General features: G+C 70.0%; 16 protein-coding genes. 7 read left to right on the forward strand and 9 right to left on the reverse strand.

What is annotated here, in order from left to right:
- The first annotated feature begins 15 nt into the window (after nt 1-15).
- Together ACTIE9_RS03450 and ACTIE9_RS03455 are read left to right on the forward strand one after the other, a co-directional pair.
- Nucleotides 16-1,146: a bifunctional 2-methylcitrate synthase/citrate synthase gene (locus ACTIE9_RS03450; RefSeq protein ID WP_439564179.1), complete on the forward strand. Its 1,131-nt coding sequence runs from the start codon at nt 16-18 to the stop codon at nt 1,144-1,146.
- Between the two features lie 14 nt (nt 1,147-1,160).
- Nucleotides 1,161-2,003: an aldo/keto reductase gene (locus ACTIE9_RS03455; RefSeq protein WP_439564180.1), complete on the forward strand. Its 843-nt coding sequence runs from the start codon at nt 1,161-1,163 to the stop codon at nt 2,001-2,003.
- A gap of 22 nt (nt 2,004-2,025) precedes the next feature.
- Here the strand turns inward: ACTIE9_RS03455 and ACTIE9_RS03460 are convergent, their stop codons facing one another.
- The 3 genes from ACTIE9_RS03460 to ACTIE9_RS03470 are packed head-to-tail and all read right to left on the reverse strand — an operon-like array spanning nt 2,026 to nt 4,617.
- On the reverse strand, nt 2,026-2,865 hold the full coding sequence (locus tag ACTIE9_RS03460) for an MBL fold metallo-hydrolase (RefSeq protein WP_439564181.1): 840 nt from the start codon (nt 2,863-2,865) through the stop codon (nt 2,026-2,028).
- A gap of 28 nt (nt 2,866-2,893) precedes the next feature.
- Nucleotides 2,894-4,087 carry a glycoside hydrolase family 5 protein gene (locus tag ACTIE9_RS03465; protein WP_439564182.1) on the reverse strand — a complete coding sequence of 398 codons (1,194 nt, stop codon included), beginning with the start codon at nt 4,085-4,087 and terminating at the stop codon, nt 2,894-2,896.
- Entirely contained in the window at nt 4,084-4,617 is a 534-nt protein-coding gene (locus tag ACTIE9_RS03470; RefSeq protein ID WP_439564183.1) for a hypothetical protein, read from the reverse strand. The genes ACTIE9_RS03465 and ACTIE9_RS03470 overlap by 4 nt, the downstream gene beginning before the upstream one ends.
- Nucleotides 4,618-4,749: 132 nt before the next feature.
- On the opposite strand from ACTIE9_RS03470, the gene ACTIE9_RS03475 reads away from it, so the two are divergent.
- Nucleotides 4,750-6,411, forward strand: coding sequence for a hypothetical protein (locus tag ACTIE9_RS03475; RefSeq protein ID WP_439564184.1), 1,662 nt, complete (start codon nt 4,750-4,752; stop codon nt 6,409-6,411).
- Nucleotides 6,412-6,420: 9 nt separating this feature from the next.
- Here ACTIE9_RS03475 and ACTIE9_RS03480 read toward each other — a convergent pair whose 3' ends face one another.
- From ACTIE9_RS03480 to ACTIE9_RS03490, 3 genes are read right to left on the reverse strand one after another with little or no spacing between them, the layout of a single operon-like run.
- Nucleotides 6,421-7,002 carry a CoA-binding protein gene (locus tag ACTIE9_RS03480; protein WP_439564185.1) on the reverse strand — a complete coding sequence of 194 codons (582 nt, stop codon included), beginning with the start codon at nt 7,000-7,002 and terminating at the stop codon, nt 6,421-6,423.
- The gene (locus ACTIE9_RS03485; RefSeq protein WP_439564186.1) at nt 6,999-8,300 is read right to left on the reverse strand and encodes an O-acetylhomoserine aminocarboxypropyltransferase/cysteine synthase family protein; all 1,302 of its coding nucleotides are present in this window, start codon (nt 8,298-8,300) and stop codon (nt 6,999-7,001) included. Before ACTIE9_RS03485 ends, ACTIE9_RS03480 begins: the two co-directional genes overlap by 4 nt.
- A gap of 44 nt (nt 8,301-8,344) precedes the next feature.
- Nucleotides 8,345-10,783 carry a hypothetical protein gene (locus ACTIE9_RS03490; protein WP_439564187.1) on the reverse strand — a complete coding sequence of 813 codons (2,439 nt, stop codon included), beginning with the start codon at nt 10,781-10,783 and terminating at the stop codon, nt 8,345-8,347.
- A 175-nt stretch (nt 10,784-10,958) separates the two neighbouring features.
- Between ACTIE9_RS03490 and ACTIE9_RS03495 the strand changes: the two genes are divergently transcribed.
- Nucleotides 10,959-12,206: a DUF418 domain-containing protein gene (locus ACTIE9_RS03495; RefSeq protein ID WP_439564188.1), complete on the forward strand. Its 1,248-nt coding sequence runs from the start codon at nt 10,959-10,961 to the stop codon at nt 12,204-12,206.
- 107 nt (nt 12,207-12,313) lie between these two features.
- Here the strand turns inward: ACTIE9_RS03495 and ACTIE9_RS03500 are convergent, their stop codons facing one another.
- Nucleotides 12,314-13,861, reverse strand: coding sequence for a dolichyl-phosphate-mannose--protein mannosyltransferase (locus ACTIE9_RS03500; protein ID WP_439564189.1), 1,548 nt, complete (start codon nt 13,859-13,861; stop codon nt 12,314-12,316).
- Between the two features lie 56 nt (nt 13,862-13,917).
- Here ACTIE9_RS03500 and rsmI point away from each other — a divergent pair, with 56 nt between their 5' ends.
- On the forward strand, nt 13,918-14,733 hold the full coding sequence (gene rsmI, locus ACTIE9_RS03505; protein ID WP_439564190.1) for a 16S rRNA (cytidine(1402)-2'-O)-methyltransferase: 816 nt from the start codon (nt 13,918-13,920) through the stop codon (nt 14,731-14,733).
- A gap of 16 nt (nt 14,734-14,749) precedes the next feature.
- Here rsmI and ACTIE9_RS03510 read toward each other — a convergent pair whose 3' ends face one another.
- Complete coding sequence (locus ACTIE9_RS03510; RefSeq protein WP_439564191.1) at nt 14,750-15,220, reverse strand: hypothetical protein; 471 nt, start codon at nt 15,218-15,220, stop codon at nt 14,750-14,752.
- Between the two features lie 21 nt (nt 15,221-15,241).
- On the reverse strand, nt 15,242-15,787 hold the full coding sequence (locus tag ACTIE9_RS03515) for a hypothetical protein (protein ID WP_439564192.1): 546 nt from the start codon (nt 15,785-15,787) through the stop codon (nt 15,242-15,244).
- Between the two features lie 54 nt (nt 15,788-15,841).
- Here ACTIE9_RS03515 and metG point away from each other — a divergent pair, with 54 nt between their 5' ends.
- Both metG and ACTIE9_RS03525 read left to right on the forward strand, forming a co-directional pair.
- Nucleotides 15,842-17,416 (forward strand): methionine--tRNA ligase, encoded by a 1,575-nt coding sequence (gene metG / locus ACTIE9_RS03520; protein ID WP_439564193.1) that lies wholly within the window; start codon nt 15,842-15,844, stop codon nt 17,414-17,416.
- Nucleotides 17,417-17,545: 129 nt separating this feature from the next.
- Nucleotides 17,546-18,523, forward strand: coding sequence for a TatD family hydrolase (locus ACTIE9_RS03525; RefSeq protein WP_439564263.1), 978 nt, complete (start codon nt 17,546-17,548; stop codon nt 18,521-18,523).
- The last annotated feature ends 4 nt before the right edge of the window (nt 18,524-18,527 follow it).

The raw sequence follows: 18,527 nt of genomic DNA on the forward strand, positions 1-18,527 counted from the left end.
CACAAGGAGACCGACATGTTCGACGACATCAAGAAGGGCCTGGCCGGCGTCGTCGTCGACGTCACGGCGATCTCGAAGGTCAACCCCGACACGAATTCGCTGCTCTACCGCGGCTATCCCGTGCAGCAGCTCGCCGAGCGCTGCACGGCCGAGGAGGTCGCCTACCTGCTGTGGCACGGTGAGCTGCCCGACCCCACCCAGCTCGCCGAGTTCGAGACGCTCGAGCGCTCGCTGCGGCACCTCGACCCGACGGTCAAGCACGCGATCGACGCCCTGCCGTTGAGCGCCCACCCCATGGACGTGGTGCGCACCGCCGTGAGCGTGCTCGGCGCGCTCGACGAGTCGCTCACGATCGACGCCACGTGGATCGATGCCGACCTCACGCTCGAGCGCAGCATCCGGATGTGGGCGCAGCTGCCCGCGATCGTTGCGTATGCCCAGCGTCGCATTCGGGACGAGGAGCTCGTCGAGCCGCGCGACGACCTCGGCTACTCGGCCAACTTCCTGCACATGACCTTTGGCGAAGTGCCGGAGCTCGTCGTCGTCGAGGCGTTCGACGTATCGATGATTCTCTACGCGGAGCACTCGTTCAACGCCTCGACGTTCACGGCGCGCGTCATCGCCTCGACCCTGAGTGATGTCTACAGCGCGGTCACGGGCGCCATCGGCGCGCTCAAGGGCCCCCTGCACGGCGGAGCGAACGAGGCCGTCATGCACACCTTCCGCGAGGTCGGTTCGGCGGATGCTGCTGCCGGGTGGCTCGCCGATGCCCTCGCCGCGAAGCGCAAGATCATGGGCTTCGGCCACCGGGTCTACAAGAACGGCGACTCACGCGTGCCCACGATGAAGACCGCGCTCGAAACCCTCGTCGCGCACTACGAGCGGCCGGAGGTGCTCGGCCTCTACGACGCGCTCGAGAAGGCCATGGACGAGGCGAAGGGCATCAAGCCGAACCTCGACTACCCCTCGGGCCCGGCCTACGACCTCATGGGCTTCGACACCGAGCTCTTCACGCCGCTGTTCATCGCCGCGCGCGTGACGGGGTGGACGGCGCACGTGCGCGAGCAGCTCGCCGCGAACGCGCTCATCCGCCCACTGAGCCTCTACAACGGCCCCGAGGAGCGCAGCGTTCCCTCACGCGACTGAGAGATGATGGGGGGATGACCCACGCGATCCCCACTCCCTCCATCACGCTCAACGACGGCCACAGCATCCCGCAGTTCGGGCTCGGCGTGTGGCAGATCGACGACGACGAGGCGCACCGCGTGGTCGCCGAGGCCCTCGAGGTCGGCTACCGCCACATCGATACGGCGCGCGTCTACAAGAACGAGGCCGGTGTCGGTCGGGCGATCGCCGAGTCGGGAATCCCGCGCGACGAGCTGTTCATCACGACCAAGCTCTGGAACAGCGATCAGGGCCGCGACTCGGTGCGCCCGGCGGCCGAGGCGAGTCTCGAGCGTCTGGGGCTGGAGCAGGTCGACCTCTACCTGATCCACTGGCCGTCGCCGAAGTACGGCAAGCACGTCGAGTCGTGGGAGGCCATGATCGAGGTGCGCGATGCCGGGCTGGCCCGGTCGATCGGCGTCTCGAACTTCATGCAGACCCACCTCGACGACCTCGCCGCGGCGACGGATGTCGTGCCGGCGGTCAACCAGGTCGAGCTGCACCCCGCCTTCCAGCAGCGCGACCTGCGCGCCTTCCAAGAGTCGCGCGGCATCCGCACCGAGTCGTGGAGCCCGCTCGGCAGCGCCCAGTACGACCTGGCCGAGCTGCCCGGATTCGCCGCGATCGCCGAGCGCCACGGCAAGACCGTGCAGCAGATCGCGATCCGCTGGCACCTGCAGGAGGGCCTCATCGTCTTCCCGAAGACGGTGCGGCGCGAGCGCATGATCGAGAACGCCGCCGTCTTCGACTTCGAGCTCTCGGCCGATGAGATGGCGACGATCGCGGCGTGCGACCGCGACCAGCGCGTCGGCGCGCACCCGCTCAACACCGACTTCTAGGGCGCGGGATGCGCGGCTCGCGCTAGAGCGCGACCTCGGTGCGCGAGCCCATCGGCGTGTGCGCGAGCAGCGCTCCGCCCGCGGGCGACTCGAGCCCGGCGAACTCGCGCTCGAGGGCGTCGCGGCCCTCGCTGAAGTGCGTCCACTGGTCGACGTGCAGCCCGATCACTCGGCGTGCGCCGAGCGCGAGGGCGGCGGCGCGCGCGTCCGCCGCCGTGAGGGTGAGGGCGGCGTCGATCGCCGGAACGCGCGCTGCGCCCGCGAACAGCACCGCGGCATCCACGGCCCCATAGCGAGCGACGATCGTCTCGACGACCGAGACCTCCGAGTTGTCGCCCGAGACGTAGACCGTCGGGTGCCCGGGCGCCGTGAGCAGGAAGCCGCACACCGGCCCGAGCCGCTCGGCCCACTCGTCAGGCCCGTGCTGGGCGGGCAGGGCGTGCACGCGCGCGCCGGCGGGAGCACGACCGGCGACGGCCGACCCGACGACGAGCGGGTCGTCGAGCGCGAGCTCTTCGTCGTCGGCGAGCCCGATGACGCGGGCGGTGCCCCCGCGGGTTCCGAGGTCTTCAGCCCCCGCGGGGGTCGTCACGACGAGCGGCAGCGTCAGCGCGAGGTTGCGGCCCTGCTGGTCGAGGTTGTCTTCGTGGTGGTGGTGCGAGACGAGGGCCGCGTCGATGCGGCCGAGGTCGTCGAACGCGACGGCGGGGCCCGCAGTCTTCTCGAGGTCGTCGTCATCGGGCCCGTAGCGCTGCGGCTCGTCGAAGGTCGGATCGAGCAGCAGGCGCAGGCCCGCCCACTCGAGCAGGGCGGTGGGGCCGCCGACGACGGTGATGGCGATGGATGCTGCGCTCGAGGTCATGGTGCGACCCTAGCCGGGCATCCCGTGCCTAGGGGGTGCGCGCGGCGAGCAGCTCGCGCAGGGTCGTGCCCGACGGCGCGCGGGCTTGTAGCTCGTCGTCGACGAGCGAGTAGGCGGCGTTGGTCTCCGACTCCGTGGCGGGGATGCTCCACCACGCCCACGCGAGCGCGCCCGACAGGTTCGCCTCCGCCCACGTGAAAGCGCGCCGCAGGTGATCGTCGCCACCGTCGCTCTGCCCGAACTCGGCCATCACCACCGGCACGTGCTCGGCGAGCGGGGCGACCTCGGCGGCCCAGCAGGCCTCGTCGGCGCAGCGGTTGCCGGGGTAGGCGTGCAGGCTCGCGACGAGCTGGTCGTCATCGGGCGCGGCGTCGCGCCAGCCGCGCAGGTCGTTGGCGTAGTCGATGCCGCTCAGCAGCAGGGGCTGATTTGCTCGGGCGGAGCGCACGGCGGCGACGAGGTCGCTCATGCCGGTGGCGGGATACGTCTGGCCCGAGAGCGGGAACGTCGTGTCGTTCTCGAGCGGCGGCGAGCATCCGCCGGTAGCCCAGCACGCCCAGTCGAGCTCGAACGCATAGCGCTCGTTCTCGGGGTCGTAGCGGCTGTGCGGCTCGTTGAAGAGGTCGAACAGCACGCCCTGGTGCTTGCGGTAGTCGGTCGCCACCTCCGTCCAGAAGCGGGGGCTGTCGGCATCGGGCATCGGCCGCAGCCCGTCGGCGAGCGCGGGTGCCGGGGCGCTCCAGTGCAGGTCGAGAATGGCGATGAGCCCCGCGTCGGTGAGGCGCTCGACCCACGCGCGCACGGCGTTGTGGTACTGCTCGCCCGAGCCGAACGCGACCTCGGGCCGATCGTCGAACCAGCACTGCTGGTTGAGGGGCACGCGCACGGCCGTGAAGCCCCAGTCGACCATCTCGGCCACGGCGGCGTCCGTCGCGCCGCCCTCGTTGAGGCCCCAGCCCTGGATGCAGGCGTACTCGAACCCCGGCCAATTCGCCCCGACAAGCTGAAGCGGCTCACCGGTGCGCCGGTCGATGAGGTCGGCGCCCTCGACGGCGACGACGGGTGCTAAGGGGGTGAGGGATGCGAGGCCGGCGTTCAGCCCGCGTGCCGGGCCCGGCCACAGTGCGGGCGCGACCACGACGACGATGAGTGCCGTGAGTCCCACGAGCGCAGCGACGACGCCCGTGACGATCGCGGCGGTGCGCCGCCGACCCGACGTCATCCGCCGACGCGGCCCAGCCAGGTCGCGACGGCGCCCGAGTGGCCGACGATCACGGTGGAGTAGATCGCGTAGGCGGCCATGCTGGCCGTCACGACCGAGACGGCGATGCGCAGCGCGAGCCACACCCGCGACGGCGCCGCGCCCGTGGTGGCGGCGACACGGGATGCCCGTGCCGACAGCTCGGCGACGACCGCCCACACGACCGCGAGCGCGAGCGTGATGCCCGCGATGAGCGGCAGGTTCTCGCCGAGCTCCTCGTGCACCTCGGCTTCGCCGACGCGCTCCGAGAGAGCCTCGCCCGACTCGGCGGCGATCCAGGCCGCGAGCGCGCCGACGGCCAGCGCCGCCACGACGCCCCAGCGCACGAGCCGGTGCATGCGCGGCAGCGCCATCACGACGATGAGGGCGAGCGCCGCCACCGGCAGCACGACGATGGCGACGTGCACGATGAGCGGGTGCACGGGCAGGCCGCCGATCAGGTCGAAGGGGCCGCCGACCTCACGCACCAGGGATGCCGCACTGAAGGTCATGCTGCGACCCTAGCCCCGCAACCGTCGCCGCGGTGGTCGGAATGCGGTGGTCGGAGTACGACGGGCGTCACGCCCCACGTCTTCGCGGAATTACTCATGGCCATCGCGATTCGACCAGGAATACGTTCCTCTGTGTCTGCCAAATCGCTCATCGTGCCGCTCGTAGCGTGTGCACTCGTGCTCAGTTCGTGCTCGTCAGTCGAGACCGTCGACCTCTCGATCTCGTTGCCCACCGAGATCGACGACTCGCTTCTTGTTGACTCGGGAACCATTCCGTACGCGACGGCGGAGATACTGGCTGATCTCGCTTCCCTGGCGGGCGAGGTGCCAGCTGCCGACGACCTGCTGAGGAGCGAGGCGGTCGCGGGAGCGGCGATGCGCGCTGAGATTGACGTCGCACCCGTGCCGGGCGAGGAGCCATTACCGCAGGCGGCGCCCTCGGAAATCGTCGTCGTGAGCGCGTTAAACACCAGAGCCGTCCTGAACCCCGCCGAGTCTTTCTTGGCATCGAACCTCACCGCTGGCACTCTTCTGCCTTTCCTCTTCGGCGACGAGAAGAGCCAGAACCTAGAAGTGGGCCGCTCTCTCGAAGTAGGAGTGACAGACACGAGTGGTTCAGCGACCGGCTCATCGACCACGACGATCACTCGCGCGACGGAGAATTCACTTGCGTTGGAGTTTCGTCACGAAGGTTCAGCACCAGACGGAACGACCGTGTCAAGCGCCATCGCTATTGACGGCACAGTCTGCCCGGGTCTTGATGGAAACTTCGACTTCACGATCAAGCTCACCCGAAACGCAGCGACTTCGTCGGGAAATGGCGGCGACGTGAGCGAACAGCTCACGGTGAGAGTCACCGGCCGACTGGGCGAAGACGGCTTTCCAGAGAACATGACGATCGACGGATTGCCGGGTACTCGGCATGTTCCGTCGACCGGTGAACCCATCTACGTCGAAACCCGACAGCGCCTCGAGGGCGCCAACGCGTTCAGCGTTCAATCGCTCGCTGAGATGCCCGCGCAATTGGTGCGGGCATCGAGTGCCGCGACGAACGCGGATATTCGCCGCCTCGCGAGCAACGCCGCCGGACGCATGGCGTATCTCGCGTGGGGGGCAGTACTCGGCGTGCAGAGTTCGATGTGGAACAACGGATGCGTACGCGTCGAGGCGGCAGCACCGACGACAGTCGAACCTCGTTCCGGCATCGAGTTTCCTGTGGCGGTGCTTTCGCGACTTTCGGGAGAGGAGTTTCCCTCGATGGTGGAGGCCACGCTCACTGGTCCTGACTCCGTCGAACCATCGTCGTTCACGTCGACAGAGTCGATCGTGTTCGTCGCAGGAGAGGTTGGCACGTCAGCGAGCATCCGGCTGGAGGCTGCATCGCGTCGCGGCACCGCCTCGAAAACCCTCACGATCTCCACGACGGCTCGGGCGTACCGGGGCGACGGCACGAACGGCGACATCACCGTGACAGGAACAATCTGCGACCTCGCCAAGCCCTTCGAGCTCGCCGGCTCCGGCACGCTGATGCGGTTCACGCCCCAGAACGCCGCGACAGGCACCTTCGCGTATCGAGACGACGGCACGTACGGCGAGGGGCTGATCGATCTTGCCGCCTCTGGTTCGTACGACATCACCCTTGCCGCAGACGGAGCGTCTGGCAGTATCACGACCTCCGGCACCGGAACGACCGGATACGACACGCCGATCGGGCGGCAAGAGTTCGAGTTTCCGGCCAACTTCACGTTCACCCTGAACGCGCTCGATGACGTACCCGATCAGTGCTCAGGCTGAGGCACGCGCCTACCGCACCTGCTTCTTCGCCGAGATGACCCCCGTGTCGAACCCCATGAGGTGCAGGCCGCCGTGAAAGCGCGCGTGCTCGACCTTGATGCAGCGGTCCATGACGACCGTGAGGCCCTTCGATTCGCCGTACACCGCGGCCTCGTCGTTCCAGATGCCGAGCTGTACCCACACGGTCGTCGCGCCGACGGCGAGCACGTCGTCGATCACCGCGGGAATGTCGCTGGCCTTGCGGAACACGTCGACGATGTCGGGCACCTCGGGCAGCGAGGCGAGATCGGGGTAGACCGGCTGGCCGAGGATCTCGGTCGCGTTCGGGTTCACGAAGTAGACGCGGTATTCGCTCGACTGCTGCAGGTAGGTGCCGACGAAGTACGAGCTGCGGGCCGGGTTCGGCGAAGCGCCGACGATCGCGACGCTCTTCGCTCGACGCAGGATGCCCAGCCGTTCTTTCGCGCTGGGCCCCACCCAGGTGCGCTGCGACTTCAGCAGCTTCGCCAGCGGCGAGCTCGCCGGGATGTCGCAGGTGAGCCCGTTCGCGAGGGTGACAGTGGCGGTGTCGGCCGTGGTCGCATCCGTCATGCTGCAGCCCCCTTCAGCGCGGCGTCGAGCGCCTGGTCGAGGTCGTAGATGATGTCGTCGGCGTCTTCGATGCCGACCGAGAGACGCACGAGGCCCGGGTGCACGCCGCCGTCGACGAGCTGCTGCTCGGTGAGTTGCGCGTGGGTCGTCGAGGCGGGGTGGATGATGAGCGTCTTCGCGTCGCCGATGTTGGCCAGGTGGCTCGCGAGGTTCACGTTCTCGATGAGGCCCTGGCCGACGGCACGGCCGCCCTTCACGACGAAGCCGAACACCGAGCTCGGGCCGATCGGCAGGTATTGCTTCGCGCGCTCGTGGTGGCGGTGCGAGGGCAGGCCCGCCCAGTTGACCGTCTCAATGCGGTCATCGGCCTCGAGCCACTCGGCGACGCGACGCGCGTTGTCGACGTGCGCCTGCATGCGGTACGGCAGCGTCTCGACGCCCTGGGCGAGCAAGAAGGCCGAGTGCGGGGCGAGCGCCGGCCCGATGTCGCGCAGCTGCTCGGCCCGCAGGCGGGTGAGGAAGGCGTACTCGCCGAAGTTGCCGTACCAGGTGAGCCCGCCGTAGTGCGCGACGGTCTCCTCGAAGAGCGGGAAGGTGTGGTTCGACCAGTCGAAGCGCCCCGACTCGACGACGACGCCGCCGAGGGTCGTGCCGTGCCCGCCCAAGAACTTCGTCGCCGAGTGCACGACGATGTCGGCGCCCCACTCGATCGGTCGACAGAGATACGGCGTGGCGATCGTCGAGTCGATGACGAGCGGGATGCTCGCCGCATGCGCCACGTCGGCCAGACCCGCGATATCCGCGATGTCGCCGCTCGGGTTGGCGATCGTCTCAGCGAAGACGAGCTTCGTGCGGCCCGGGATGATGGCCGCGGCGTAGTCGGCGGGGTCGTCGCTCGCGACGAAGGTCGTCTCGACGCCGAAGCGCCGAAGGGTGACATCGAGCTGCGTGACCGAGCCGCCGTAGAGGTTCGACGAGGCGACGATGTGGTCACCCGCGCCGGCGAGCGAGGCGAAGGTGACGAACTGCGCGCTCAGGCCGCTCGACGTGGCCACCGCTCCGAGTCCGCCTTCGAGGCTCGCCACGCGCTCTTCGAAGCTCGCGACCGTGGGGTTGGCGAGCCGCGAGTAGATGTTGCCGTACTTCTGCAGCGCGAACCGGGCCGCAGCATCCTCGGTCGAATCGAACACGAAGGCGCTCGACTGGTAGATCGGCAGGGCGCGGGCGCCCGTCGCCGAGTCGGGAACGTTGCCGGCGTGCACGGCGCGCGTGCGGAAGCCATAGTCGCGGTCGGCCATGGCCTCAGGCTAGCCGCGCGCACAGCGACGCACTCAGCGGGGCGTTACGCGACGTAATCTTTCGCCCGCTCGGCCGCCGCGGCATCCTGAGCCTTCCGCTCGTCACGGCTCAGCCAGACCCAGAGCGCGATGACGATGACGGCGTAGATGGCGACAGGGATGAGCCACGGCACGAGATCGAGCACCGAGCCGACCTCTTCGGTCGCCGTCGGCAGCACGATGACCGAGAACGCCGTCGCCACGACCATGAAGCTCACGACCCACAGCAGCTTCGACTGCGTCCACAGCTCGCGCCCGCTGAAGAACGCGAGCGGCAGCAGCACGATCAGCAGGCCGGTGAGCGATTCCGCGACGATCGCGACGAGCGTGTCGTCGAGGAAGACGCCGGGGAGCGTCTCAAGCAGGCCCGGGATGCCGCGCAGCGCCGAGTAGGCGAGGTAGGCGATGAGGCCCACCGCGAAGGTGACGCCGAACTGCAGGAGGATCGCTTTCGCCCGCAGCGCCGCCGGCACCGAGCCGATGATGGTCAGCCCGATCGCGAGGCCGATGAGGAATCCGGGGGTGAAGTCGATGAGGCGGGCGATGACGACGCCCAGCACAGCGAGCAGAAGGGCGGTCGGCAGCATCTCGAGCCGCGACGCGACACCCCAGAGCCGCTTCATGATCGCCCCGCTCAGCAAGGCCGCGAGGCAGTAGACGATGAAGATCGACGTCGCCATCGAGAGCGTGAGCCGCACCGACACGGGGTCGAACCCGTAGTCGGGGTCGTTGAACCCGAACACGACGCTCATGACGAGCACGAGCACGGCGGCGCTCAGCACGGGCGTGCGCGTGATCGCGGTGAGGCGGTCGTTGACGCGCGCGAGGGCCCCTTGCACGGCGAGGTAGCCGCGACCCAGGCGGTGCCCCCCGGAGGAGAGCGTCGAGTTGAGCAGCTCGGAGGGGATGGCGACGAGCAGCATGAGCGCGAGGGCGAACCCTCCGCCGGCCGCGAGGGCGACGGGGTTCGAGAACAGCTGGCCGAGAGTGGGGATCGAGCCGGTTAGTGCGCTCGGTGCGGCGGGGTCGTCGCGCGGGGTCTCGCCCGGTCCGCCCTCGCCGCCGCGAGCAGGCTGTGCCGCCGGCTCCTCGACCGGCGGTGCCGGCTCGGGCTGCGGCTCGCCGTCGTCGATGACCTCGATCACCGGCTTGGGCTCGCTGATCGGCTCGACCACGGGTGCGGTGGGCGCGGCTGCCGGAGGGGCGGCGGGCGGCGCGGCGGGTGGCGCTGGCGGGGTGAGCACCGTGGTCACGATCGGCACACTGGCGAAGGTTCCGCCGGGGAGGTACGAGCCGGCGACCGGGAGCGAGCTCGTCAGCGGGGCGTTCGCGCGAGCGAGGAACTGCTTCTCGCCGGGCGCGAGCACTCCGGTGGTGCACGACCAGGTTCCCCCGGTGCTGACCGTCGTGCTGCACACCTGGTTTCCCGGCACGGCGGCCGCGGTCAGGCGGGCATCCACCGCGGACACTACGGGGGCGGAGTCGGGAGTGAGGGGCAGTGCCTCTACGATCTGCAGGCTGCTTCCAGGCTCTCCCGTGCCGCTGAACTGCACCTGACCGGTCGGCAGCGGCGTGGTCGTGCTGACGGTGGGAGGTGAGGGAACGTAGACGGTGACGGTGCGCCCGCCGACCGCCTGCGCGCGGTAGCGCAGTTCGATGTCGATCACCCACCAGCCCGGTGTCATGACCTGCGAGATGCTCAACGCCGGGCTCGACACGAACTGGCCCGGAACGATTGGCACCTCGAGGGCGAAGTTGGCGGGCGTGACGGGGTTGTAGATCGAGTAGAGGTAGTTCGACCCCTCTTCGGCCGAGACCCAGTCGATCTGCAGCACATTGGGCGGCGTGATCGAGAGGGTCGGCTCGCCCACCGGGTCGGCCGCGACGACGGAGGTGATCGGGTTGTAGCTCGGCAGCAGGGTCTCGCCCGGCTGCCCTTCGCCGGTGTAGAAGGTGATCGTCTCGCCGATCTGCTGCACCGTCTCGGTCAGCTTGAAGCTGCACGACCACGTGTTGCCCGGGTCGCCCGTCGTGAAGACGTATTCGGCGTTGCCGACATACGCCGCCTCCCCGGCGCCGGTGCACGCGAAGGGGCGGCTCTCTCCGAGGTTCGGCGAGAACAGGTGCGTCGCGACCGCCGTGCCGGCCGTCTTAGTGCCGGTGACGACGACGGTGCTCCACGCGTAGATCGGAGTGGGACTGATGCTGGTGATGGGAACGTCGGCAGCGGTTCCTTGAATCGCGTCGAGCACCGGCTCCACGACGGGCGCGTCGACGACCGGCACGTCAGCGACCGGCGCATCCACTGCCGGCACATCAGTGACCGGCGCATCGACGACCGGCTCCTCGGCGGCGGCAGCCGTCGCGCTCAGGGTGATGCCGACGACGGCGACGAGCGCCAGCAGGGCAGTGGAGCCGGAACGGCGAGCGGTGCGGAAAGACACGGGCGACCTCGAGTGCAGGAATGGGGGAGGGGGAGCAACGCGGGGCGCATCGATCGGGGGATGACGACTGCTCAACCCTACGATTCGGCGGGGCCGAGCGCCAGGGGTGCCGCCTGCGAAACCGGAGGAGCATCGGGCCTTGCGCACCGGAATGTAGCAATAATACGATGCTTGCATGACGACGGATGCTCAGCCCGCGCCCCAGCACGGCCCCCTCGCCCCGACTCCGCGAGCGCAGCGCTCGCTCGCCCCCGACGTCGCGCGCGGCCTCGTGCTGCTCGGCATCGCGGTGGCCAACGTGCCCTTCTTCCTCTACGGGCGCGAGCTGGGCATCCTGTTCAAGCCCGTCACGGATGCGGCGGCCGACCCGTGGGTCAACGCCGTCGTCGCGACGCTCGCCGACAACCGCAGCTACCCGCTCTTCGCTCTGCTGTTCGGCTACGGCCTCACGCAGATTCTCACGCGCGAGCAAGCGCGCGGCACCGAGTGGCCCGAGGCGCGCCGGCTGCTGCTGCGCCGCAACCTGTGGCTGATCGTGTTCGGAGCCGCGCACGGGGTGCTGCTGTTCTTCGGCGACATCCTCGGCACCTATGGTCTGCTCGGTCTCGCGCTCGTTCTGCTGATCAGCGCCTCGGGCCGCACCCTCGCGATCGTCGGCTGGGCCTCCTTCGCCTTCCTCGTGCTGGCCGGCATCGCCGAGGGCCTGAGCGGGCTGCTCTCATCGGTGCCCGGCGGCGGGTTCTCGACGGCCGCGCTGTTCGGCTCGGCGGCGGCCGAGACCTACCCGCTCGCGGTGCTCGCCCGCCTGGGCGAGTGGACGCTCGGCATGCTGTCGGTGCCGCTCGGCGGCCTCGGTCTGCTGGCCCCGATGATCCTGGGGCTCTGGGCCGCGCGCTACCGCGTTCTCGAGCAGCCCGCGCGGCACCGCCGCGCCCTCGGCCTCGTGGCCGGCATCGGCCTTCCTCTCTCGGTGCTGGGCGCGCTTCCCCTCGCGCTCGCCCTTCTCGGCGTGATCGAGCTCTCGCCGTTCGTCGAGCCCTTCGCGGCCATGCTGCACGCCGCGACGGGAGCGATCGGAGGCGCCGCCTACATCGCCCTGATCGCGCTCATCGTGGCCAGCCGGGGCTCGGGCCGCGAGCTCGGCAGCCCGACGGCGCAGCCGGGCGGGCCGATCTCACGACTCCTGGCGGCCCTCGGGCAGCGCTCTCTCAGCGGCTACCTCGCCCAGTCGCTCGTGTTTGTCATCGTGTTCGCGCCCTACGGCCTGGGCCTCGGTGCCACCGCGAGCGTCGCCGAGGCCACCCAGATCGCGGTCATCACGTGGCTCGGCACGCTCATCGTCGCGGCCGCGCTCGCGGCGGGCGACCGGCCCGGGCCCGCGGAGTGGCTGCTGCGCCGGGCGGTGTACGGGCGGCGGGGGTAGGCGCCGCCCCCGGCCGTGGACGCCGCGGTTCACGCGGCGGCCCTCTTGGCTCCGACGCCGCGGTTCACGCGGCTGCCTTCCACGCGGTGTCGCCGCGGTTCACGCGCTCAGATCCAACTCGGCAGCCAGTACCGCAGCTGGATCAGCTCGATCGGGGTCGGGATGCCCGTCCACAGCGGCAGGAAGAACACGCTGACCGCGACGACGATGGCGAGCATCCCGATCACGATCGTGCCGCCGACGGCTCGCCGCGGCGCGGGGGCATCGGGTCTGCCCAGCACGGCTCCGAGGGCGATGGTGAGCGCGAGCACGAGGAACGGCGTGAGCACGATCGTGTAGAAGAAGAAGATCGTGCGGTCGGGGTAGAGCAGCCACGGCAGCCAGCCCGCGGCGACGCCCGTTAGCACGACGGCGATCGCCCAGCCGTTCGCGGGCAGGGTCGGGCCGGGCCGTGAGCGCAGGGCGCGGATCGCATGCACGACGAGCAGCGCGGTCAGAGCGATGACCGCTGCGACGGCGCCCCACCAGATGAGCGGGTTGGGAATGCCGGTGATGGCCTCGGCCGTGCCGTCGCCGAGGTCGGTGTAGTGCATGTAGGTGGGCCGCAGCAGCAGCGGCCAGCCGATCGCCGGCGCCTCGTAGTTGTGCGGGCTCGACTCGCCCACGTGGTAGCCGTAGATGGTCGTCTGGTAGGCCCACCAGTTCTGCAGCGAGTCGGGAAGGGCGCCCAGGATGCCCGGCAGCCGGTTCTCGTCGGTGACGACGCGATCGCGCTCGTAGCCGCCGCTCGTCGTGAACCAGCCCCACCAGGTGAGCAGGTGCGCGGCCGCCGCGGAGGGGATCATGAGAACGAACGAGATCGGAGCCTGCCGCAGCAGGGTGCCGCTCGCCCACAGCGCGACGCCGGCGCGACGCCGGTCGATCGTGTCGGCGATGACGGTCAGCAGACCGAAAGCCGCGAGAAGGTAGAGCGCACTCCACTTGACGCCGACCGCGAGCCCGAAGGTGACGCCGGCGGCGACGAGCCACGGCCGACCCCAGAACGCTGGCCCCCAGTCGGTCGACCGCGGCGGTTCGCTTGCCCGTCGATCGTCGAGCCAGCGCGCGAGGTCGGTGCGGGCCTGGCGCCGGTCGAGCACCACGAGGATGACGGCGAGCACGATGAGCAGTGTCAGAACCCCGTCGAGCAGCGCGACGCGGCTCATGACGATGGCGTTGCCGTCGACGGCGATCAGCAGCCCGGCGATGCCGGTGAGCACGAGTCGGCCGAGCAGCAGGTGCGCGAGCAGCATGACGAGGCCGACGAGCACGACGCCTGCGACGGCGGTGCCGAGCCGCCAGCCCGCCGGGTTCTCGGGGCCGAGGGCGGAGAGCCCGAGCGCGATGATCCACTTGCCGAGGGGCGGGTGCGCGACGAAGGAGGGGAGCTCGCCCGGGCTGCCGGGTGTGCCCGCCGCCCAGAGCTCGTTGGCGCCCTCGGGCCAGCGGCCCTCGTAGCCGAGCTGCCGCAGCGACTCGGCGTCTTTCACGTAGTAGGTCTCGTCGAAGACGAGATCGCCGGGCTGCTCGAGGCCGATGAGGCGGGTGGCGGCGGCGACCCCGAGCACAGCCGCCGGCACGGCGAGCTGCAGCACGCGTCGCCGAGCTTCGTTCACTCGATCATCGTAGGCCGCGCATCCGGCCGTATCCGATGCGGTGGGAGGATGGCCGCATGATCGTTCTCGCCGCGACGCCCATCGGCAATCTCGGCGATGCGAGCCGCCGGCTCATCGAGGCGCTCGAGAACGCCGAGGTCGTCGTGGCAGAAGACACGCGCACGGCCGTGCACCTCATGCGCTCTCTCGGGGTCGAGAACCGCCCGCGCCTCCTGCCGCTGCACGAGCACAACGAGCGCGAGAAGTCGGTCGAGCTCGTCGAGCTCGCGCGCGAGACCGACGTGCTCGTGCTGACCGATGCCGGCATGCCCTCGGTGAGCGACCCGGGCTTCGTGCTCGTCGAGACGGCGATCGCCGCGGGGGTGGCGGTGACGGCCCTGCCCGGGCCGAGCGCCGTGCTCACCGCGCTCGTGCTGAGCGGGCTGCCGACCGACCGCTTCGTCTTCGAGGGCTTCCTGCCGCGCAAGGGTCGGGCCGCCGCCTTGCGTGCCCTCGCGACCGAGCCGCGCACGCTCGTCGTCTTCGAGGCGCCGCATCGCATCGCGGCGGCGCTCGCCGACGCCCGCGACGCCTTCGGGCCCGATCGTCGGGCGGCCGTGTGCCGCGAGCTGACGAAGAAGTTCGAGGAGGTCGCGCGCGGCACCCTCGCCGAGCTCGCCGAGCGGTTCGCCGAGGGCGCCCGTGGCGAGATCGTGCTCGTCATCGGGGGAGCCCCGGCGCGATCGGGAGACCTGCCCGGCGCGCTCGCGGAGGTCACCGACCGCGTCGCCTCCGGTGAGCGGCTGAAGGATGCCGCGGCGGCTGTCGCCGCCGCGACCGGGCTCGGCACCCGTGAGCTCTACGAGGCCGCGCTGGCGTCTCGCCGCGGCTGACGAGGGTCGACCCGGGTCACTCGCAGCTGTCGCTCAGATCGAGAGTGACGGGCGCCGACTGCTCGGCGCCGTCGACGGTGATGACGAGTCCGCCGACGCGTCCGTCAGCACTGCCGGTGCGCGCGACCTCGACGCCCACGAAGGCCGCCGCATCCGGTTCGATCGCGAGCTGGTCGAGGTCGACGCCGCTCGCTGTTTCGCGACCGCCGTCGGTGAAGCGCACGGCCGTCGAGCGGGCATCCTCATCGATTGCGATGAAGCGGTCGATGATCTCGACACCGCTCGACTCGGTGAGCTCGACACCCTCGATCACGATGGCCTCGCCCGAGTTGTTGGCGACGCCGATCGCGATCGTGCCGGTGTCGCCCTCGAGGCAGCCCGCGAGGCCGAGGGGGTCGGTCGGCGATCCGCTGCACCCGGCGAGGGTGCCGATCAGGGCGGCGATGGCGACGACGACGCCCGGGGGTCGCGAGGCAGCTGCGGTCATGCCGTCACGCTACGTGACCGATCAGGAGAGACGCGAACCGCATTGCGACCACGGTGGCACGAACCCGATCACGGTGTCAGCGGTGCTCGTGGCCGAGAACCAGCCGTCGTCGTACTTCACCCGAAGCTCGCGCAGGCCCGCGTACTCCGTGTAGTCCTGGGCGTGCAGCTCGACGACCACCTCGACGGTGCCGCCGGCCTCGATGACGGTGCCGTCGACAGGTTCGCGGTCGCGGTAGAGAGCCCGCTGGTCGGGCGACAGGTGCCCTCCGGGAGCATCGCCGAAGATCGTGTAGACGCTCGGCATCGGCACGATGATCACGTCGCCGACCGTTGCATTGACACTCTCGACGACGTCGACCTCGCGCAGGATGACCGCGCGCGCCGACTCGTTGGCGACGGTCACCCCGATGAGGGCGAAGTAGCCGTCGTCGGTCGTGCGTGTCTCGAAGCAGCGCTCAGAGAGCCCGCCGAAGATCGTGAGGGCGGGCGTGCCGACGCACCCGCTGAGCGTGACGACAACAGCCGCGCTCGCGAGCCCCCCCGCCAAGAATCTAGAGATCCTCACAGACGTGAGTGTACCAAGGAATCCGCGCAGGGGCGACGGTAGGCTGAACGCACTATGGCCGCTGCCGACCGCTTCTACATCGCCACCCCGATCTTCTACGTGAACGACGTGCCCCACATCGGGCACGCCTACACCGAGGTGGCCGCCGACGTTCTCGCGCGCTGGCACCGGCAGTCGGGCGTCGACACCTGGTCTCTGACCGGCACCGACGAGCACGGCCAGAAGATTCTGCGCACGGCCGTCGCCAACGGCGTGACGCCCCAGGAGTGGGCCGACAAGCTCGTCGACTCGGCGTGGAAGCCCCTGCTCGACACGATCGACATCGCGAACGACGACTTCATCCGCACGACCGAACCGCGGCACGAGAAGGTCGTGCAGCAGTTCCTCCAGAAGCTCTACGACGACGGGTTCATCACCGAGGGCGAGTACGAGGGCTACTACTGCGTCGGCTGCGAAGAGTACAAGCAGGCCGATGACCTCGTGCCCGGCACGGGCGAGTTCCACGGCCAGCAGGTGTGCTCCATCCACGGCCGACCCATCGAAGTGCTCAAGGAGAAGAACTACTTCTTCGCCCTCAGCACCTTCCAGCAGCGGCTGCTCGACCTCTACGAGTCGCAGCCCGACTTCATCCAGCCCGGCAGCCTGCGCAACGAGATCATCTCGTTCGTGCGCCGCGGCCTCGACGACCTCTCGATCTCGCGCCAGAGCTTCGACTGGGGCGTGCGCATCCCCTGGGACGACAGCCACGTCACCTACGTGTGGTTCGACGCCCTGCTCAACTACATCTCGGCGATCGGCTGGGGCAGCGACGAGGCGCAGTTCGAGCGTCGCTGGCCGGCGGTGCAGCTCGTCGGCAAAGACATCGCGCGCTTCCACGCCGTCATCTGGCCCGCCATGCTCATGGCCGCCGGCCTGCAGCCGCCCGCGCGCGTGTTCGGCCACGGCTGGCTGCTCGTGGGCGGCGAGAAGATGTCGAAGTCGAAGCTCACCGGCATCGCGCCGCATCAGATCACCGACGTCTTCGGCAGCGACGCCTTCCGCTACTACTTCATGAGTGCTATCTCGTTCGGGCAAGACGGCTCGTTCTCGTGGGAAGACCTGTCGGCCCGCTACCAGGCCGAGCTCGCCAACGGCTTCGGCAACCTCGCCTCTCGCGTCATCGCCATGGTCGGCAAGTACTGCGACGGCGTGGTGCCCGCCGCGACCGACGTGACGGATGCCGAGCTGGGTATTCAGAAGACCGTGGCGGATGCCGTGGTCGCCGCCCAGCGCGCCATCGACACGTTCGCCATCCACGACGCCATCGCGGCCGTCTGGACGATCGTCGACGAGCTCAACGGCTACATCACGCTGCAGGAGCCGTGGAAGGTCGCGAAGGACGAGTCGCAGGCGGCACGCCTGCACACGATCCTCTACACCGCGGCCGAGGGGCTGCGCGCGCTCGCCGTGCTGCTCTCGCCCGTCACGCCGCAGGCCGCCCAGAAGCTGTGGGTCGCGCTCGGGGCCGAGGGTGCGCTCGGGCCGCTGCTCGCGCAGAGCATCCCGACCGCCGGTCAGTGGGGTCAGTTGCCCGCGGGCACGCAGACCCAGCCGCTCGAGGCGCTCTTCCCGCGCATCGAGACCGAGTAGCGCGGTCGGCCGCCGCGTCAACCCCCGAAGGCGTCCAGCGCCACGCGGTACGGTCGTAGGGGAGGCGATACCGTGAGCGAGCAGTCCGACCCGCAGTCGATCGACCCCCATGTGCGCGCCCGCGCGATCATGGAGGGGACGACGCGCGACCTCAGCTACCCGCCGAGCCCCGAAGCGCTTGTGGTGCCGGTGTACGACAACCACACGCACCTCGAGATCGCCGACGGCGAGAACCCGATGCACTATCGCGAGCACCTCGACCGCGCCTCGGCCGTCGGCGTGCGCGGCGTCGTGCAGGTCGGCACCGACGTGCTCACGAGCCGCTGGTCGGCCGCCGTCGCGGCGCGCGAGCCCCGGGTGCTCGCGGCGGTCGCCATCCACCCCAATGAGGCCCCCGCGCTCGCCGAATCGGGCGAGCTGGATGCCGCTCTCGCGGTGATCGACGAGCTGGCCGCGCAGCCCCGCGTCGTCGCCATCGGCGAGACGGGCCTCGACTACTTCCGCACCGAGCCGGGCGCGGGACGCGACGCGCAGCTCGCCGCCTTCGAAGCCCACATCGCCATCGCGAAGAAGCACGGGCTGGCGCTGCAGATCCACGACCGCGACGCGCACGACGACATCGTGGCGACGCTGCTTCGGGTCGGCCCGCCCGAGAGGGTGGTCTTCCACTGCTTCAGCGGCGACGTCGAGCTCGCGAGCGTGCTCGCCGAGCGCGGCTGGTACGCGAGCTTCGCCGGCACGGTCACGTTCAAGAATGCCCGCAACCTGCGCGATGCGCTCGATGTGCTGCCACGGTCGTTGCTGCTCGTCGAGACCGACGCGCCCTTCTTGACGCCGCACCCGTACCGCGGCCGGCCGAACGGGCCCTACCTCCTGCCGTTCACGGTGCGCGCCATCGCCGACCATCTCGGCACCGACGCCTCGATGCTGGCCGCGCAGCTCAGCTCGAACACTGAGCTCGTCTACGGCTCGTGGGATGCGAACCCGGTCGTCGCGCCGGGCGATCCGTGGGCGGCGCAAGAGGTTCCCGGTGACCCGAACGATCTCGGCGACCTGGGCGGCGCGCTGCCCGAGAACTACCCGGGCGAGCGCGGAGCATCCGCGTGACCGG

It is taken from the genome of Microcella sp. (assembly GCF_051860105.1).
Classification (GTDB): Bacteria; Actinomycetota; Actinomycetes; order Actinomycetales; family Microbacteriaceae; genus Microcella.

What these genes read in the sequence shown, in the direction of transcription:
- ACTIE9_RS03450 (WP_439564179.1), top strand. Translation starts at nt 16, where the DNA reads ATGTTCGACGACATCAAGAAGGGCCTGGCCGGCGTCGTCGTCGACGTC.
- ACTIE9_RS03455 (WP_439564180.1), top strand. Translation starts at nt 1,161, where the DNA reads ATGACCCACGCGATCCCCACTCCCTCCATCACGCTCAACGACGGCCAC.
- ACTIE9_RS03460 (WP_439564181.1), bottom strand. Translation starts at nt 2,865, where the DNA reads ATGACCTCGAGCGCAGCATCCATCGCCATCACCGTCGTCGGCGGCCCC.
- ACTIE9_RS03465 (WP_439564182.1), bottom strand. Translation starts at nt 4,087, where the DNA reads ATGACGTCGGGTCGGCGGCGCACCGCCGCGATCGTCACGGGCGTCGTC.
- ACTIE9_RS03470 (WP_439564183.1), bottom strand. Translation starts at nt 4,617, where the DNA reads ATGACCTTCAGTGCGGCATCCCTGGTGCGTGAGGTCGGCGGCCCCTTC.
- ACTIE9_RS03480 (WP_439564185.1), bottom strand. Translation starts at nt 7,002, where the DNA reads ATGACGGATGCGACCACGGCCGACACCGCCACTGTCACCCTCGCGAAC.
- ACTIE9_RS03485 (WP_439564186.1), bottom strand. Translation starts at nt 8,300, where the DNA reads ATGGCCGACCGCGACTATGGCTTCCGCACGCGCGCCGTGCACGCCGGC.
- ACTIE9_RS03495 (WP_439564188.1), top strand. Translation starts at nt 10,959, where the DNA reads ATGACGACGGATGCTCAGCCCGCGCCCCAGCACGGCCCCCTCGCCCCG.
- rsmI (WP_439564190.1), top strand. Translation starts at nt 13,918, where the DNA reads ATGATCGTTCTCGCCGCGACGCCCATCGGCAATCTCGGCGATGCGAGC.
- ACTIE9_RS03510 (WP_439564191.1), bottom strand. Translation starts at nt 15,220, where the DNA reads ATGACCGCAGCTGCCTCGCGACCCCCGGGCGTCGTCGTCGCCATCGCC.
- metG (WP_439564193.1), top strand. Translation starts at nt 15,842, where the DNA reads ATGGCCGCTGCCGACCGCTTCTACATCGCCACCCCGATCTTCTACGTG.
- ACTIE9_RS03525 (WP_439564263.1), top strand. Translation starts at nt 17,546, where the DNA reads ATGGAGGGGACGACGCGCGACCTCAGCTACCCGCCGAGCCCCGAAGCG.